Annotated in this window: 17 protein-coding genes, 1 tRNA gene and 3 pseudogenes; 11 read left to right on the top strand and 10 right to left on the bottom strand. The window is 36.9% G+C overall.

The genetic code is table 11. The features are described from left to right. Positions 1–526: 526 nt before the first annotated feature. Positions 527–931 (bottom strand): endonuclease domain-containing protein, encoded by a 405-nt coding sequence (locus tag N1I87_RS04915; RefSeq protein ID WP_174521043.1) that lies wholly within the window; start codon positions 929–931, stop codon positions 527–529. 253 nt (positions 932–1,184) lie between these two features. Here N1I87_RS04915 and N1I87_RS04920 point away from each other — a divergent pair. From N1I87_RS04920 to N1I87_RS04930, 3 genes and pseudogenes are all read left to right on the top strand, one after another. Beyond that, a pseudogene (locus N1I87_RS04920) lies at positions 1,185–2,126 on the top strand (IS110 family transposase); the annotation flags it as partial. A 103-nt stretch (positions 2,127–2,229) separates the two neighbouring features. Then, positions 2,230–3,108 (top strand): IS982-like element ISGsp1 family transposase, encoded by an 879-nt coding sequence (locus N1I87_RS04925; RefSeq protein ID WP_011231214.1) that lies wholly within the window; start codon positions 2,230–2,232, stop codon positions 3,106–3,108. A 22-nt stretch (positions 3,109–3,130) separates the two neighbouring features. Continuing rightward, positions 3,131–3,481: pseudogene (locus tag N1I87_RS04930) on the top strand (transposase); the annotation flags it as partial. Between the two features lie 948 nt (positions 3,482–4,429). Here N1I87_RS04930 and N1I87_RS04935 read toward each other — a convergent pair. Both N1I87_RS04935 and N1I87_RS04940 read right to left on the bottom strand, forming a co-directional pair. Then, positions 4,430–4,502: transfer RNA gene (locus N1I87_RS04935), tRNA-Val, on the bottom strand. A gap of 447 nt (positions 4,503–4,949) precedes the next feature. Further along, positions 4,950–5,090, bottom strand: a complete 141-nt coding sequence (locus N1I87_RS04940) for a ribbon-helix-helix protein, CopG family (protein WP_003352379.1) — start codon at positions 5,088–5,090, stop codon at positions 4,950–4,952. Between the two features lie 87 nt (positions 5,091–5,177). Here N1I87_RS04940 and N1I87_RS04945 point away from each other — a divergent pair, with 87 nt between their 5' ends. Further along, entirely contained in the window at positions 5,178–6,290 is a 1,113-nt protein-coding gene (locus N1I87_RS04945; RefSeq protein ID WP_003353982.1) for an RNA-guided endonuclease TnpB family protein, read from the top strand. Positions 6,291–6,374: 84 nt separating this feature from the next. Here the strand turns inward: N1I87_RS04945 and N1I87_RS04950 are convergent, their stop codons facing one another. Beyond that, positions 6,375–6,791, bottom strand: coding sequence for a glutathione peroxidase (locus N1I87_RS04950; protein WP_341100858.1), 417 nt, complete (start codon positions 6,789–6,791; stop codon positions 6,375–6,377). A gap of 141 nt (positions 6,792–6,932) precedes the next feature. Here N1I87_RS04950 and N1I87_RS04955 point away from each other — a divergent pair. Both N1I87_RS04955 and N1I87_RS04960 read left to right on the top strand, forming a co-directional pair. Next, positions 6,933–7,076, top strand: a pseudogene (locus tag N1I87_RS04955) (GNAT family N-acetyltransferase); the annotation flags it as partial. A 367-nt stretch (positions 7,077–7,443) separates the two neighbouring features. Next, positions 7,444–7,731: a hypothetical protein gene (locus N1I87_RS04960; RefSeq protein ID WP_003353606.1), complete on the top strand. Its 288-nt coding sequence runs from the start codon at positions 7,444–7,446 to the stop codon at positions 7,729–7,731. A gap of 98 nt (positions 7,732–7,829) precedes the next feature. Here N1I87_RS04960 and N1I87_RS04965 read toward each other — a convergent pair whose 3' ends face one another. Further along, entirely contained in the window at positions 7,830–8,012 is a 183-nt protein-coding gene (locus N1I87_RS04965; protein WP_003353605.1) for a hypothetical protein, read from the bottom strand. A gap of 454 nt (positions 8,013–8,466) precedes the next feature. On the opposite strand from N1I87_RS04965, the gene N1I87_RS04970 reads away from it, so the two are divergent. After that, positions 8,467–9,426 (top strand): hypothetical protein, encoded by a 960-nt coding sequence (locus tag N1I87_RS04970; RefSeq protein ID WP_341100860.1) that lies wholly within the window; start codon positions 8,467–8,469, stop codon positions 9,424–9,426. Between the two features lie 382 nt (positions 9,427–9,808). Here the strand turns inward: N1I87_RS04970 and N1I87_RS04975 are convergent, their stop codons facing one another. Then, entirely contained in the window at positions 9,809–10,051 is a 243-nt protein-coding gene (locus N1I87_RS04975; RefSeq protein ID WP_340396918.1) for a hypothetical protein, read from the bottom strand. Between the two features lie 348 nt (positions 10,052–10,399). Next, positions 10,400–10,621 carry a helix-turn-helix domain-containing protein gene (locus N1I87_RS04980; RefSeq protein ID WP_341100861.1) on the bottom strand — a complete coding sequence of 74 codons (222 nt, stop codon included), beginning with the start codon at positions 10,619–10,621 and terminating at the stop codon, positions 10,400–10,402. A gap of 204 nt (positions 10,622–10,825) precedes the next feature. Here N1I87_RS04980 and N1I87_RS04985 point away from each other — a divergent pair, with 204 nt between their 5' ends. Next, a complete protein-coding gene (locus N1I87_RS04985) occupies positions 10,826–11,248 on the top strand; it encodes a hypothetical protein (RefSeq protein ID WP_003353601.1) in 423 nt (140 codons plus the stop codon). Between the two features lie 319 nt (positions 11,249–11,567). Here N1I87_RS04985 and N1I87_RS04990 read toward each other — a convergent pair whose 3' ends face one another. Together N1I87_RS04990 and N1I87_RS04995 are read right to left on the bottom strand one after the other, a co-directional pair. Further along, positions 11,568–11,864, bottom strand: a complete 297-nt coding sequence (locus N1I87_RS04990; protein ID WP_003353600.1) for a hypothetical protein — start codon at positions 11,862–11,864, stop codon at positions 11,568–11,570. Then, the gene (locus N1I87_RS04995) at positions 11,848–12,648 is read right to left on the bottom strand and encodes a ParA family protein (RefSeq protein ID WP_341100863.1); all 801 of its coding nucleotides are present in this window, start codon (positions 12,646–12,648) and stop codon (positions 11,848–11,850) included. Before N1I87_RS04995 ends, N1I87_RS04990 begins: the two co-directional genes overlap by 17 nt. Before the next feature lie 703 nt (positions 12,649–13,351). Between N1I87_RS04995 and N1I87_RS05000 the strand changes: the two genes are divergently transcribed. Continuing rightward, positions 13,352–13,762 (top strand): ClpX C4-type zinc finger protein, encoded by a 411-nt coding sequence (locus N1I87_RS05000; protein WP_003353597.1) that lies wholly within the window; start codon positions 13,352–13,354, stop codon positions 13,760–13,762. A 241-nt stretch (positions 13,763–14,003) separates the two neighbouring features. Here the strand turns inward: N1I87_RS05000 and pdxR are convergent, their stop codons facing one another. Then, on the bottom strand, positions 14,004–15,398 hold the full coding sequence (gene pdxR / locus N1I87_RS05005) for a MocR-like pyridoxine biosynthesis transcription factor PdxR (RefSeq protein WP_003353596.1): 1,395 nt from the start codon (positions 15,396–15,398) through the stop codon (positions 14,004–14,006). A 163-nt stretch (positions 15,399–15,561) separates the two neighbouring features. On the opposite strand from pdxR, the gene N1I87_RS05010 reads away from it, so the two are divergent. Next, positions 15,562–15,765, top strand: a complete 204-nt coding sequence (locus tag N1I87_RS05010; protein ID WP_341100865.1) for a hypothetical protein — start codon at positions 15,562–15,564, stop codon at positions 15,763–15,765. 82 nt (positions 15,766–15,847) lie between these two features. Continuing rightward, complete coding sequence (locus tag N1I87_RS05015) at positions 15,848–16,207, top strand: hypothetical protein (protein ID WP_341100866.1); 360 nt, start codon at positions 15,848–15,850, stop codon at positions 16,205–16,207. Positions 16,208–16,294: the final 87 nt, after the last annotated feature.

Here is a 16,294-nt window from a genome sequence, read left to right on the forward strand (position 1 = left end):
TCTGAAACTTGCAGCAATATCCCCTTAGAAAGCAGTTATCTTGCGCTACCCATTGATCAGACATTTTCGTGAAAGGTGACAGGCCTCTAATGCTCCCAACATCGGAGGCCGCGCACCTTTCTTTTTTTTATATTTTATCATTCTACTTATTTTAATATGTTCTTGCAATCAGTAAAAATACGGGAAGAAGCTCCTCGAATCATTTGATTCACTGGATAGGAGCTGCAAAAATCCAATTAGTACGCATTTAAAGGTATGAAAATTCTATCATTTTAAAAAATTCCTCATAAGTTCAAGAGCCTACATCATGATAAACGTGCTAAATTTCGTTATAAACGTACAATCATTAATGTAATGGCCGGATTTTTTGTGACCGCATGCCTCTCGAAAAGACGTCTGGAAATTCTGTGAATTTTATGGGTTTCAGACTTGCGCACAGAAAAAACTTTGGGGGTCTGATACGAAAGCAACATTGTTAATTCAATGGAAATTATTATGGAACAATGTAAGTATAAGCAGAAGTTTTTTATATTTCGCTTTTAATCTTTTCGAGTACTTTCGCTAAATCTCGGTGAATCATCCGGCCGCTAAACCGCATCACTTTCCAGCCGTTTTTCCGCAGATAAGCGTTTTTACGTCGATCATGTGCTTTTTGTTCAGGTGTTGAATGATACGCTTTACCGTCGCATTCAATAGCGATTTTATACGTTGGCAGCGCAAGATCGATCCGGTATTTACCACATGGCACTTGCGTTTTTACATAATAGCCGTTTAAGGACAGCGCATCGTAAAGTCGCAATTCGATTGGACTTTCGCATTTTTGACGATCAAGATCGCCGATGACCGAATAATCTTTTTCGAGTTTTAAGGCGAGGATATAAAAGACAAGACCAACGCTTATAAGGCCGAAAAATACGATGTAATCTACCATGTTAATCACCTCAATGTATTAGTATGTCCATTTTTATCTTTCCGGAAACAGGCAATTTATACGCGGGTTCTTTTTAAAATCTTTGAAGGTTTTTCGAGAACTATATAGAAAACAAACTGGGAAGATAACTACTAATAAGGAGCTATTCCTGTAATGAAGAAATTTGAGGTTTGAAACAAAAAGAGCCCTCTTGGTATAGTACAGGGTGTCAATGCATTGACCCCGAATTAATAATTACCAAGGAGGACTCAAGATGAATTATACGCAAAATCGTAAAATCTCGCAAATTACACCATCAACATTAATTGTAGGCATTGATATCGCCAAAGACAAACACGTCGCTCGAGCTCAGGATGATCGAGGAATCGAATTTGGAAAAAGACTGATCTTTGAAAATCGCATACATGGCTATCAAAAACTGCTTGATTGGGTTTCGAGGCATCAAAAGGAACACCAAAAAACACATGTCATTTTTGGTGTTGAGCCGACCGGTCATTTCTGGCTGAGTCTGGCCTATTTCTTGACTGCTAAAGGTTATGACTTTGTCTTGGTCAATCCTATGCATGTCAAAAAAACTAAAGAGCTGGATGATAACTCTCCAACTAAAAACGATACGAAAGATGCACGTGTGATTGCACAGCTGATTAAAGATGGGCGATACTCCGTACCAAATCTCTTAGATGGCATCTATGCAGAGCTAAGAGAAGGCGTCAAATTAAGAGATCAGCTCATCCAGCAGCTTATGATCACAGAAGGTCGTATTCAAAATCACATCCAGCGTTACTTTCCGGAGTTTTTCGATGTATTTAAAGACTGGGAAGGAAAGGCAGCTCTTTGTACATTAAGAAACTTTCCATTCCCCTCTCAGATTAAAGAAATGACATCAGAAGAAGTTCTTGCGAAATGGAAACAAGAAGTAAACCGTGGTGTAGGAATCAAACGAGCTACAAAGTTAATAGAAGCAGCGAAAAAGAGCATTGGTATCCAAATTGGTATCAAGTTTGCTAAACGTGAATTGGATTATTTACTCGATCAATATGAGCTATACAAAGAGCAATTAGGACAGTTAGATAAGGATCTGGAAGCACTTGTAGTAACGATACCTGGAGCGAAGGAAATGATCAATATTCAAGGCTTAGGTCCTACAACAGTCGCGCTATTCTTCGCTGAGGTCGGGGATATAACAAAGTATAACCCGTGGTGCTAGATAAAACTCAGACAAGCATAAAAATAGCCCTTGCTGGCGGATCTCCAGTAGAATGAAAGTGTCACCCAACATTCGAAAGGAGAGATCCCCCATGCAAGAGCACTTTCATTTTACTACAGATCCAGCCAAACTTCAAAAACAATATGCCGCTATTTTCTGTTTTGTTTCTGCCCAACTGTCGTTGATTCAAATGTATCTTCATCGCCGCAACCGTCACTTGGTCAAGCAAGAAGACGAAGTGGTCATGGCGGTTCACCTTTTGGGGAAGCTGCTGGGCTTTTCTTCCGAACGAGCCTGGCATCGTTTTGTCACGGGAAATTTGTTCACAAACGGCTCGTTTCTTGAACGCTCCCGATACAACCGCCGCTGCCGAGCGCTTGGTTTCGCCATCAAATGGATCCGTCATGAGCTGGCGAAACGTGGCCAACACCATGCTTATGCGGTCGTCGACAGCTTGCCTCTTCCGTTGTGCCATCCCGCAAGAATGCAGCGCGTCAAGCGGTTTCGAGGGATCGCGGATATGGGGTATTGTGCTTCCAAAAAGCAATGGTACTACGGTTTCAAGCTGCATCTTCAAGTGACCAATCAAGGGCTGGCCATGGGCTATGTCGTGACGGAAGCGTCCTGCCACGACGTCAAAGCCGCTGAAACGGTGATGACTCAAATCCCTCATCCCTACAACTTTGGGGACAAAGGGTACATCAGCCACGCTCTTCGAGAAAAGCTGTACGAAGAACACCAAGCCGCGTTCTGGACACCGTCTCGACACAATCAAAAGCACGGCCCATCCAAGGCATGGGAAGAATGGATCAGGAAAAAACGCAAAGTCATCGAGACGGTGTTTTCGATTCTCGTAGACCAATACCGGATCACCGACATTCGAGCGAATTCCATTGCCGGGTTTGAAGTGGCACTCGATGGCATCTTGTTGGCTTATTCCTTGGTCACACTAGGGCTGGTTGAGCGCTGACACTCAACTAGCACCACGGGTAAAGTATAGTCATCCCCAGCAATTAGTAAATCTGGCAGGGCTGTCATTACGTGAACATAGTTCCGGGAAGTTTAAGGGGCAAACCAAGATCACAAAACGAGGACGAAGTCGATTGCGAAGAGCTTTATACTTGGCCATTCGTCCACTCGTTGCCCATAATCCAACGTTTAAAGCCCTGCATCAATACTACACAAAGCGTCCTGATCGACCTTTGAAGAAACAGCAGTCACTGATTGCCTTGTGTTGTAAATTACTACGTGTCTTATTTGTCATTGGTCAAAAACAGTGTGAATTTGATGGTTCAAAGTTATTGAGAGGTTTGCCTCAAATCGATTCATTACAGGCAGCTTAAGGCTTTATTAAGTTCATGAAATCATTTCAGAATACCGTAATTATCTCAAATGACAAACACCAATAGTGCAGAGTTGGAGCTTATTTATTCCATACGGGCATGTGACCCAGCAAAGGAGCATATCCAACCTCCACCTCATGGATACGCAGGACGAAGGAATGTATGGAATTCAATCCGGAGAGATGTGGGAGGGTTAGCGACCGTGAGTGATGTGGAGATGATGAAGCACGGTTATACCTTATTTTTACCAAATAAATACAATTTGGTTGATAGGATGCCCCCTACCATGTAAATTATTTAAAAAAATTCAACATATATCCATTAAATGAGGTGTGTATTCTATTAAGTGTCTATGAAATTTTGAGAAAAAGCGAGTATTCGGGAGAAAAATAAACTTTATTGAGGGAGGGAAGATATCATGTCGCAAGAATTTAACGTGACATTGAAAGAAGCAACACAATAAATTTTACAATAATTGGTATGTAAGAAAAATTTGGTAATTATGAGAAAATATATAGGCCTTGATTAGATAAAGTAAACAAGGGTGAAATTCAGTCCATAAAAAGAGGATATAGAAAAAATTTCATTAATTTGTGATAAAAATCGAATAGTATCACGAGTAATTTCGTTAATTGATCGTGGAATTCCGCATTTATCTAAATACTCGGTAAAACACGAATAGTTGTCGCGGTATTTTTTTAGAGTGTTAGGCGCTTGATCTTCCGCCTTTTTGATTGCAAAGAACGTTTCGGAAAGATCGTCTAGGTTGATCGCGGTTTTCCTCACGACATGTTCGTTCATTGTTTCGCATGAAAAAACACGCTCCTTTTCGAAGCGTGCAACATACCGGGTTAAGTAGGGTGAAACCTTTCGGACGAGTCTGCGCTTATGTCAACGTAAACAAAAAAGCGTCAAACCATTGAAAGTCACGGCTTGACGCTCGTTCAATGATTCCGACTGGTCTCGAACCAGCGACCTCCACCCTGTCAAGGTGGCGCTCTCCCAGCTGAGCTACGGAATCGAAAATCAGTATCGTTTAACTGACATGTATTATTTTATTGGATGCATAAAAAATAGTCAATACTTTTTATCCTATTTTTTTGCATTCGTATTTTTATATCTGTAAAATCAAAGGTTTTCCATTTTATGCATGAAAAGCACTTATTTAATGACAGGGTTTTGCTGTCTTATGTTCCCTTTACTCTTCTAATAATTTCTGAACGTTTTGCTCGAAATCAACCGGTTCTTCCCATGGTTCATATCTATCCACGACTTGACCGTTTTTGTTAATTAAATATTTGGTGAAATTCCATTTAATATCATCGCCGACCAGCCATTCAGGATAGTCATTTGCCAGTTTTATTTTTAACGTCTTTCCGAAAGAAGTCTCCCATCCTCTAGGAATGTGAAGGTGCGAATAGCACCAATGAGTAGGTGGGAGATGAATTTCGGTTGGCTTTAGCCAAAGTTATTTTTCCAATCCCTTTCTCAACAATTCTAAGATTGCGGCTGTTCTAGTTGGAATCCCATTTTCTTTTTGATATTGCTCCAATTTTTCTAATATCGTCTTAGGCATACGAATTTCTACACGTTCTTTCTCTTCTCTCATGATTATCACCTCATATTGATTGTACGGATTTTTTACGGTATAATCAATATATACGAAATTTTTCCGCACAAAGTGAGGTGAATTGATATGGCCAAGCAAAACAAAGCTTTCAAGTTTCGTTTGTTACCAAACAAAGAACAATCCGCATTATTAGCTAAGACATTTGGTTGTGTTCGCTTTGTCTACAATAAGATGTTAGCTGAACGCAAAGAAACGTATGAAAAGTTCAAGGATGATAAAGAATTGCTTAAAAAGCAAAAGTTTCCGACCCCTGCAAAATATAAAAGTGAATTTCCATTCCTAAAAGAAGTGGATTCTTTAGCTTTGGCAAATGCACAAATGAACTTACAGACTGCTTATAAGAATTTCTTTGAAGGAAATGCGGATTTTCCAAAGTTCAAAAATCGTAAAGCAAAACAATCCTATACAACTAATATGGTCAACGGAAATATTAAGCTAGAAAATGGTCATATCAAACTGCCAAAAATCAAAAAGCCAATAAAAATGAAACAGCATAGAGAGATACCTGCTGATTATAAAATCAAATCTTGCACTATTTCTAAAACAAAGACAGGCAAATACTACATTTCAATTTTGACAGAATATGAGAAAGATATTCGTCCAGTTAAAATACAGAAAGTTGTTGGTTTGGATTTTGCTATGGATGGTCTATATGTCGAGAGTGAACAGGGTAAGAAAGCCAATTACCCACGTTACTATCGGCAAGCCTTAGATAAATTAGCAAAAGCACAACGAATTCTTTCTCGAAGAAAGAAAGGTTCTGCAAGATGGGAAAAACAACACCTGAAAGTGGCTAAGCTACATGAAAAGACAGCGAATCAGCGCAGAAACTTTCTTCATCATAAGTCAAAAGAATTAGCAACAAACTATGACGCTGTGATTATTGAGGACTTAGACATGAAAGGCATGTCTCAAGCCCTCAACTTTGGAAAAAGCGTTCATGATAACGGCTGGGGGATGTTCACTACTTTCTTAGCGTATAAGCTAAAAGAACAGGGGAAACAACTTGTGAAAATTGATAAGTGGTTTCCCTCCACTAAGAAGTGTTCATGTTGCGGCAAGGAAAAAGAAATGCCATTATCTGAACGTGTATATAAATGTTCTTGCGGCTTTGTATTAGATCGCGATCACAATTCAGCAATCAATATCAAAAATGAGGGATTACGCTTATTAGCATAAAGAATAATAACTTTCGGAACGAGAGGGTTAGCTCGGTCAATTTTCTGTCATTAGACGGGATTACCCGAGAAGCCCCCACTTCAATCAAACCGTAAGGTTGATAAGTGGAGGGTAGTTCACTAGCTTTTCTGTCATATTCGATTCATCAAATCCACGGAACGGCGCCTCTTGTTTTAAATAATGGAACAAAGGATGAGCGTCTTTTCCGTTTACATCGATTTTTGCAAACATCGGAAACGTGACGCCGTATTTTAATTGGCAAAAAGAAGCCGCTTGGTCGCTTGTTCCAGGCTCTTGTTGATCAAACTGGTTGCATGGAAATCCCAGTATTTCGAAACCTTGCTTTTGATATTTTTCATACAGCTTTTGCAATTCCTCAAATTGGTATGTAAAGCGGCATTTACTAGCCGTATTCACCACTAAGAGCACTTTTCCTTTAAATTCTTCTAAAGAAACTTTATCACCGTATGCATTCTCTACTTCAAATTGATAAATGGACATGGGGAACACCTCTTTCATCTATTATTATTTAATAATTATTATAATATAAAAATACAGATAGGCAAAAAAAATTGCTCACAATGGCATGTTTGGAAATGCCTGCCCATAAATCAAAACATTTGAAAGAGAGTGCCTGCCTAAATGCCGCAAAATATCGGGTCGATTCGAGTTTTGGAGAAGGCAGGATTTCATAAAGAGGGGCTTTCCAAGCAGAACGTGAAGATTAAAGGAAAGTGGGAAGATCATTTACACTTCGCCATTGTGAATCCAAATGATACAGAATAGCCATGAATCCTTCATTTCACTATTATTTTTTTGCAAAAAAATCGTATGATCCTTTATTATTGGAAGCTAGACTAGGTTTATCACCATTACGTTACATAGGAAAAGAACGATAAGGACTGTCAAAACGGTTTGTATCCAAGACCGTAAGCGATACGAATGGAATGGTGATCTTTATAATTCTAAGGATAAGAGATAGTAAATTTTCAATCGAACTGTTTCAGTGATACCAATGGAGTGAATGACCTCCAGAACTTGCATCAGAGGAAATGGAAGTAAGCGGAGTGTCTACTCTAAAAAGAATAAATATTTTCCTAATTCTTCCGATATCAATAGTGTTTAAAAAAATTTTTTTCGAGGAGTTATGATCATGTTAACAAAGATAAAAAAGGTTAAACTAGAACCGGAATATAAAAATCCTGTTTATAAAGTAAAGCTGGAGAGCCCAAAAGGCAAAGAATTGTATATTAAATTTGACTTTACTTATTCGATGAATCGTTACATGCCTTTAGAAGTTCATTATGACGGAGAAGATAAAGGAGCCAAACTTGCTTGGTATACGAACGAAGTAGAAAAAATGAATGTGGAAGATTTCCTGGAGGCAATCGCAAAGAAAATTAATAAAAAATATAATTTTGAGTTAAAGAATACATTATAATGGTAAGCTCCCTCACAGAAACATGCAAAATGAAAAGGTATAACGGTAAAAAACTTATCTATTACCACTCTGCACGGAACGAATCTGTAGATGATCGTTTACATATATAATTTGAATTGTATATCACACCGAACAGGGTGTGTTTTTTTATCTGCTGATACAGGCAGATCGAGATATTTGTTAACGATTTTTCCTGCAAATAATGGAGTCTGTTTTTTGGTTCTTATTTGGTTTTCTTTTGGTGCGAAGCCAGTCTGCCCATAAGAATAATTTTTCTCCACGTTCTAAGAACTCCCCATTCTCAAAGCACCCTCGATAAAGCATGTATAGATCATTGTTTTATGGCATGAAATAATCAAATCTGTTTATTCATAAAGTAGTATTTTATTCACTAGCCTTACCTTCAGGTTTCTCATCGCGTTCCTCCATCAGGATTTTTTTCATTTTCCAAGCTTAGCAGATGTGACAAAAGGGAATTAAACACAAAAAATAATACCGGCTGGCCGACTGTATAAAGTTGAAATCTAAATGGCTTGCGGCATTTGAAATGAAGACATGAATCTCTTCATCAACACCAAGATCTTTCAGACAGTCACAACAACACAAGCACTAACCCATTCATAAACATAAACTAAATAAAAAATTCATTCTACTGCGGTTGATTTCAACCGTTCATTCACAAAAGATCTGTTTGTTTATTCTCAGCGAGAGATGGAATCTCAAAAGACCAAGTACTTGATAATTTGGGACTGCTTAAGCGAGTTTGCTGTTGCAGAATACGCCGAGAAAGGATACACACTGGAGGGACTAAATAGACAAATTAAAAGAAAGATAGATGCTGTTTCAGCTATTGAAAGTTTTTTAATGGCTCATTGGGAAGACGATAAAAACAAAATAAATGATCTTGCTAAGGGAACGTTAGCTTATTCTTTAGCTGACGAACAGTTAAAAAAGAAAATTGTTGAGTTGTTTAAATTGTTGGCACAGAATATTTCTCAAAATGTTCCCCAAAACTCCAAAAAGAAGTTGTTTGGAAAGATGTTATATGGTCTAAGAACTGTTACGTCAATCGAGAATTGGGTTGATCTTCATTTCAAAGAGCTCAGCAAATGCAAAAATTTTGAGGAACTACTGGATGCTTTATGGCCACTTTTATCTAACAACATTCAAAATAATATTTTCAAGAATTGTGAACGGCCAGAAATTTTAAAGGATATAGCCTTAGGATGGATTAATGGAAGATCATTCGTTGAATTACATGCAATTCTTAAAGAAAAAGACATTCGAATTAACAGCAAAAAGCAGAGGAGAAAGTTTAAAATAGAGCATGTTGTAGACATTTGTGAAAATGCATTTGCTTATGAGGCGATGCTTCTTATTGGGGCAATAGCTGAAATAATTGAATCTAAAGAAGATATTCAACATGAAGATATCATTAATAATCTTAGGAAATTACAAAAAAGAATAAAGTATGGGTTACCTAATTCATTAAGTATTATGTTTTATGAGCTAGGATTTGCAGATCGTGTTATTTCCATGGACTTAGGATTAACTTTAAATCAATATGGTTTCTCTAAAAGTTCCAAGAAAGCTTTAACCATAATAATTAAAGAACAAGAAAGGGTATTTCGTAAAACCCTTGCTAAATATCCATCTTATTTCACTTCGGTTTTAAATAACCTCTTGAAGAAATAACTATTATATTTTTCATTATTCTGCCTATTTATAGACATCAACTCCTATGATCAATAAAATGTGCACATATAGTTTACATAATACTGTTTGTCAAAAATAAAAAAATTAAGGATCAGTGAGTATCTTACCCACTGATCCTTAATTAAATATGTATCCAACACGAGACGTAACGATCTACCTTACACTATTATGAATAGTTGATTACCTATTTATGATTTCGACCATAATAAACAGTCCACCACTAATAATAATGGTTCGTTCGACCATATAAAATACCTGTACACCCATATACAACCTTTCGGCTGTATATGAACGTTAACTTTAATTTAATCGGTTGCCCAATAATGTTTAAACATGAATAACTGTAGATAACCGTTCAAACTTAAAAGTCTATGTCCAGAATAGGTTCCTCATCTATCTCACGGACTTTCTCCGTTATTTTTTTTTCGTTGTTCACGATCACCTTATTGATACGAGTATCTCGATACCCTGTTTCCTTCTTTAACTTCTGAATCCATTCATACGCAATACCTGGAATATCTTCTTTCCTTCGAGCTTTAAAATCTCCTGACTGCATTAATTTTTGACCTTCGATATCAAGATGAACGGTTAGTTTGATTTTCATTTATATTCTCAATCCTCCTTACAATTAATTATGCAAACAAATGTTCGGAAGTCTACTGTGAATAGAACAAACGTTCTTATATAATAATAAAAAAGGTCTGATCGATGAAGGGTTTGTTAAAAAGAGCTTTGGAATCGGGAGAAATTTTTGAAATGATTTATCTGTCCAACAAGAATGAAATAAGCCAACGGAAAATCAAAGTGGTTGATATTTCATCAAACACTTTTCGAGCCTATTGCTTTACAAGACGACAACCAAGAATCTTCAAAATAAGCAACGTTTTATCGATCGGTCTTGTACGAAGAAGAAAAATGAATCAGGGGGCATAATTGTCGTTTTCCATCATATTCACATCCAAAAATCATGATATTCAACATTGTATCCCATCTTTTTTAGCCCTTTTTGTAATTTTGCAAATATGGAGAATTTGGGCTTGTAATCCTTATCATTGCACATATTTGAAACTGTCGCTCTTCCCAGATTAGCTGCTTCCTCCAGTTCAATTTGTTTAATCCCCTTTTTATCAATCCACTTACCGAATTTAGTACGCTTCTTACCTATTCCAAACAATTTGCTCACTCCTCTTTTTTATCCAGTCTCGGCAAAAATGTCCGTTTTTAAACCACAAGAAAAAAACGGACATATTGGACAAGCTGTGTCGAATATTGTTTATCAAGACGTCTTGAAGACACCAGTAAATAGAGGAAGGAAAGATTAGCATTAGAAGTGAAGGACGTCAGACAGACGTCAAACACGATAGAAGGAGGACGTCACATGTATAGACCGACCGTGCGTTATGCAGATGTTTATAAACAATATGTCGATAGTTTGTTTCACGCTACTACACTAGATCGGAATCAAATCATCCGTGCAGCTTTATTTACGGCTGCCCATTCAAAAGAATTTTTAAATTTGATGTATACAAATAAGAAGAAAGACGTCAACCTCCCCTCCCCATCATGGAAGTTGGAACAATCGGAATTATGGAAGGAGCAGAACCCAACAACAAGAGAGGAGAAGGACGTCAATGCTAACTGCGAAGGAAAAACAAAAGTTAAAACAAATCCTGGAACTATTGGACGAGAAAGAAGTGAAGACCATAAAGATAGACGTCTCGGGCAGACTGCGGGACGAGAAGGGGAGATTCCGTTCAAAATCCGAACGTCAGGAAGAGGCATCAAAATACGCATCGAGTAGGAAGATTAAACTTGTTAAGGTGAAAGGTAGTTACGGAACATACTTAGTACAAACAAAACTATTTTCTGACGGGGAATTGGATTTATTATTAATATCCGGTTTTCTAATCGTGATGGCATTACTCTTTTAATTATTTTTGGGCATTCCACCCATGCATTAGAGGGTTATTTCAGACCATATCAGAAAATTTCTTCCTTGTTTCTCCATTATAAAAAAGGCAGGGGCAATCCCTGCCTTAAATTCACTTTACGCAACCATTGAATTTTTCTTTTCAATTTTTATAAAAACTTAAAACTATTTATTATTGAAACAGAGAGATCTACATCTGATCCTTTCCTTTTAACTCAGATAAATATTTTTCTACAGCTTCCTCAATAAGCAAATAAACATTCTTCTCCTGTAAGATCAACTGCACTTTTAGTTCTTTATGTAAATCTATGCGCAGATCAAAGGATACCCGTTTTCTTTCTATCTTCTTTTCTTCCTTTCTTTCTTGGTTGTTTTCTTCGTTGGAAACAACATTGTTTTCATTTCCAACCGATTCCACTAACACTTGTGTAGGTGTAATCGTTTTTTGCTGACGTTTTAGATTTTTGATGTCATCTACCTTTGACACGTTCCATCAGCTCCTTATAAAAATTTTTGTATTGCCCCAAAGCCTGCTTCAACTCAACATTTTCATCGAAACCGTACAGTGACAACCTTCCAATCGGAGCTTTACGTGTAATAATAGTTTGGAATACTTCGTTTGGATAATCCTCTTCGATCATTTCGTTAAACGCTTTGGCATCACTTCGTCTAACATCGTTCATCGTACGCAAAATACCGATAACCTTTGTTCCGTGCTTACTAACATTTCTTGCTCCCTCTACGGAATCCATAAAATTTGGAATCGCAGAATAGCACCAGTTAGAGCATTCAAATAACACAACGACATACTCACTGGCACATAAGGCATTCGTTGTCTGTTCACTTAATGAAGGAGGCGTGTCGATAACAATAAAATCGTAATTATCTCTCACCTTCTCTAATGTTTCATCTAAAATCTTACTAGGATTATCACCGTTATAACGAATTTTTTCACCTAGATATGTCACGCCTGTGTAAATCCAGCGAGGAAAAGTCGTTAAAAAATTATTGGCCGGTAACAGGTCTAAGTTTTCGTAAATTGGTACGATATAATTTGTAGGATCCTGACGCTGCATTGCTTCGAGTACCGACTTCTCAACAAATTCATTCGCGGGTCTCTTAGACAGCAATTCTGTTAAATTTCCTTGCGAGTCCATATCAACCGCAAGCACCTTGTACCCGTCTTGACTTAATAGATAAGCTAAAATCCCAGTGGTGGTTGACTTGCCGCAACCGCCTTTTTGGATGCCCATTGTTATCGTAATAGCCAACCTTCGAACCCTCCTTTCTTCCAACGTTCTTTTCTTCTTTTCTTAGTTCTTTTGTTCGTTCTTAACATCATTAATTAATGAATTCGCATAATAAGTAAAACACCTTTTTAAACCAAAACAATAAAGGGAGCAAAAAGCTCCCCTTCTTACTCTTATACATATATCGTGTAATGGTAACGAAACAATAAATCGCCTATCGGCGTTGCCCAAACGGAAAGTAAACCACCTTCGTACTTCACTTTCCGTTTCGGTTAAAATGGGATTCACCTATCGGAAATTAAAAGGGATGTAATCATGACAATTTAATCATTTCTCCGCATAAGTACTTTCACTTTCAAAAGGTTAATCTTCCGAACATTGACATAATGGATCAAGTTTTGAATCATTTTTCTTTATGATAAGTAATCCTTCACATCTTCCTTTCTTCCAACGTTCTTTTCTTCTTTTCTTGGTTCTTTTGTTCGTTCCTAACATCACTATTTAATTGAGTTCGACAATAAGTAAAAACATTTGTATTTGAAATGACGGACACTTATGATATTGTGCGTCTGTCAAAGTTCAATGTTTAGTTCTTAATTTACTAACGAGGCAGGTCAATCCAAAAATAATTTTTGAAAAATGCAGGACCATTTTATAAGTTTAAAGAATATATCTCACTAAATATGTATAAAAATGTACACATATAAAATAGGAGGTGTAAATAATGGAGCAAGATTTTCGCAAAAAAACATTTCGAGGTGCAAAAATTGAAGATGTTATCTTGGAATTAGAGAAACTAAGCTCTTTATGTGAAGAAAAATCTAAAAGTAGTGAACAATTAGAGAGACAACGTTTTTATGAAGGTATGGCTATTGCTTATACAACTATTGCATTGAAGTTAAAAGGAGATTTTGATTATATTGAGACAACTGTAATTGATGAATTGTACAATGCAGTAGAGAAAACTTCAAATCCAGTTAACCTAAACAATACTGAACATATCGAGACTTGTTCTTTTTGTCTTAGAAGTAAAGAAGAAGTCGGAAAATTGGCTTTGGGACCAGGAGTTTCTATATGCAGTGAATGTTTAGAATTTGGTGCAGAAGTTATTAAATCTCATTCAACAGAAGTTTAGATTCTTCAACAAACAGGTGTGTTACTTTAACAAAGATTGGAAAACCTTTATAATTTGGTTCTCCCTTGATTTTATTTTCTAATTATCAACATTAACATTTAACACCAGCCTTATAATAAAAAAATGGAGTATCCCAAAAGTGTTCGCTTTTGGGACATCATCTTCATGTTCCATTTACAACAAGTCGCCGTACAGAACGAACCAAAAAATCGAGAAGACATTGATAATGATTCACCATCTCCTAGATCAAAGCAGATTTTAATCTATATATACCTGCTTCTATTTCCTCTATTGTTAGATTACCATAGCCTAAAATGATTTTACTTTGATGCATTCCTTTGTGAATCGTATGAAGTTCTACTGGGTAAATTTTCACTTTATGTTCGGCCATTATTTCCTGTACCTTTTCATTTGAAAACTCTATATTTTGAAATTCAGCAATCAAATGCAGACCTGTTGAATCACCTGAAATTTTAACCTTAGTACCAAACTGTTCTACTAAACATTTTTTTAAATGATCCCGACGTGTTTTATATATTTTTTTCATTTTTCTAATATGGCGTTCCAGATGTCTTTCATCTATGAAACGCGCAAGGGTGAGTTGTTCTAATGAAGGGGTGTGAAGATCCGTGAACCATTTTAAATCTTTACAACGTTTTGTTAAAGAAAGAGGGAGAACTAAATACCCCAACCTTAGGGCAGGTGATAAGATCTTGCTGAAAGTTCCAATATAAATCACCCTGTCTGGATCAAGCCCCTGAAGTGAATTAATTGGCGCTTCTTGATAACGAAATTCACTGTCATAATCGTCTTCTACAATAAAACAATCAACTTTTCTGGCAAATTGGATTAACTGAATTCGACGCTGAATAGGCAATGTTCCCCCAAGAGGAAACTGATGGGATGGAGTCACAAAAATAAATCTTGGTTTTTTATTTTGGGGGATTAAATCCGTTTTCATACCGTGTTCATCTACAGGTATAGGGTGAAGCACCGCCCCAGTGGAAGAAAAAATGGTTTGAATTTCGTGTGTAATAGGATCTTCAATCATTACTTCATCCCCTGGTGAAAGAAGTAGTTTTGCTATAAGAGATAAGGCTTGTGTTGCTCCAGATGTAATAACTAGCTGATCAGGATGACAATGCACCCCCCTTGTTCTCTTTAGATACCGAGACAAGATATGACGCAGTTCAATTCTACCTTCAGGGTAACCATAGCCAAATACGGAATGTGGAGTTTCTATACAGACTCGTTTAGCAATTTGTCCCCATATATGCCTTGGAAACATGTCTAAAGCGGGGATACCAGAACGAAAATCTATGAAATCATTTCTTTCATCTTTTAAGTACTGAATTTCAAAAAAAGATAGACATTCCGTTCTCTCTTGTTGACTTAAGTAGGCTCCTTCCGCAACATATGTTCCAGAACCTTGCCGTGCTTCAACGTATCCCTCTGCTAGCAATTGTTCATAAGCTTCTACAACCACATTCCGTGATATGCCTAAATTAGAGGCTAGTTCGCGTGTAGGTGGAAGACACTCTCCGGCTGCAAGTTCCCCATTTAATATTTGTGTACGAATTTGTTCGTAAACTTGTCGTGTTAAAGATATATCGAGTCTCCGATCAATAGTTATCAAAGCATTCTTATTCCCCTTTTATCTAAATTGGTACCATAAAAGTCAATAATAATTGGTCCTTATCACTACCATTTTATCATGCTAAATTATAAAAGGAAATAACAATTACACATAATGGATATGCATGAAAAATAATCCTAATCGTTACGGGGGCGGGGGCAAAATGATCGTTGAAACCCAAGCAAAGGAGCAAAATAATCCCTTATTAATTTGGAATCAACACTTTTTATCTTCCCTGGTATTTTTAGAACAACTTGAAATTGCTACTCTGGGCCCTTCTGGAACAAGTAGTGAAGCATCAGCTCAATACTTGCTTTCATCCTTAAAAAAACAGTCATGGAAAGTATTCACTTTTTCCTACTTATGAAGAAGCTTATGAAAACTTAGTTTCAGGGACATCTAATATTCTTCTTGTAGCTAATGCCTACAAGGGAATAGATAAGTTTTACATGTCAAAAGATATCCAATTTTTATTTCCATTTGTCTTTGAAACACCTTTATACGGAGTTGCAAAAAGACCTTGTGAAGAATTGAATAGGAACCGTTCATTGGTTATTGCTACTCATCATGCTCCTTCTTGTCTTCTTCCTTGGTTCTTAGCCGATTTCGACATGAAATATGAGGTGTTATTTGTCAATTCAACAAGCGAAGCTGCTATCAAATTACAGAAAGGTGAAGTGGACCTTTGTTTAACAACTGTCAATGCAGCCCAAAAAAATAACGTAGAATTCATTTCGCCGACCCGTACCATTTTAATGTTATGGTCCGTTTTTGGTAAAAAGTCAACAATCGTATCGTTCAAACTTTAACAATGGAGCTATTCCTGTAATGAAGAAATTTGAGGTTTGAAACAAAAAGAGCCCTCTTGGTATAGTACAGGGTGTCAATGCATTGAC

This window comes from Bacillus sp. FSL W8-0102 (genome assembly GCF_038007225.1).
In the GTDB taxonomy this organism is placed as follows: Bacteria; Bacillota; Bacilli; order Bacillales; family DSM-4216; genus Bacillus_O; species Bacillus_O smithii.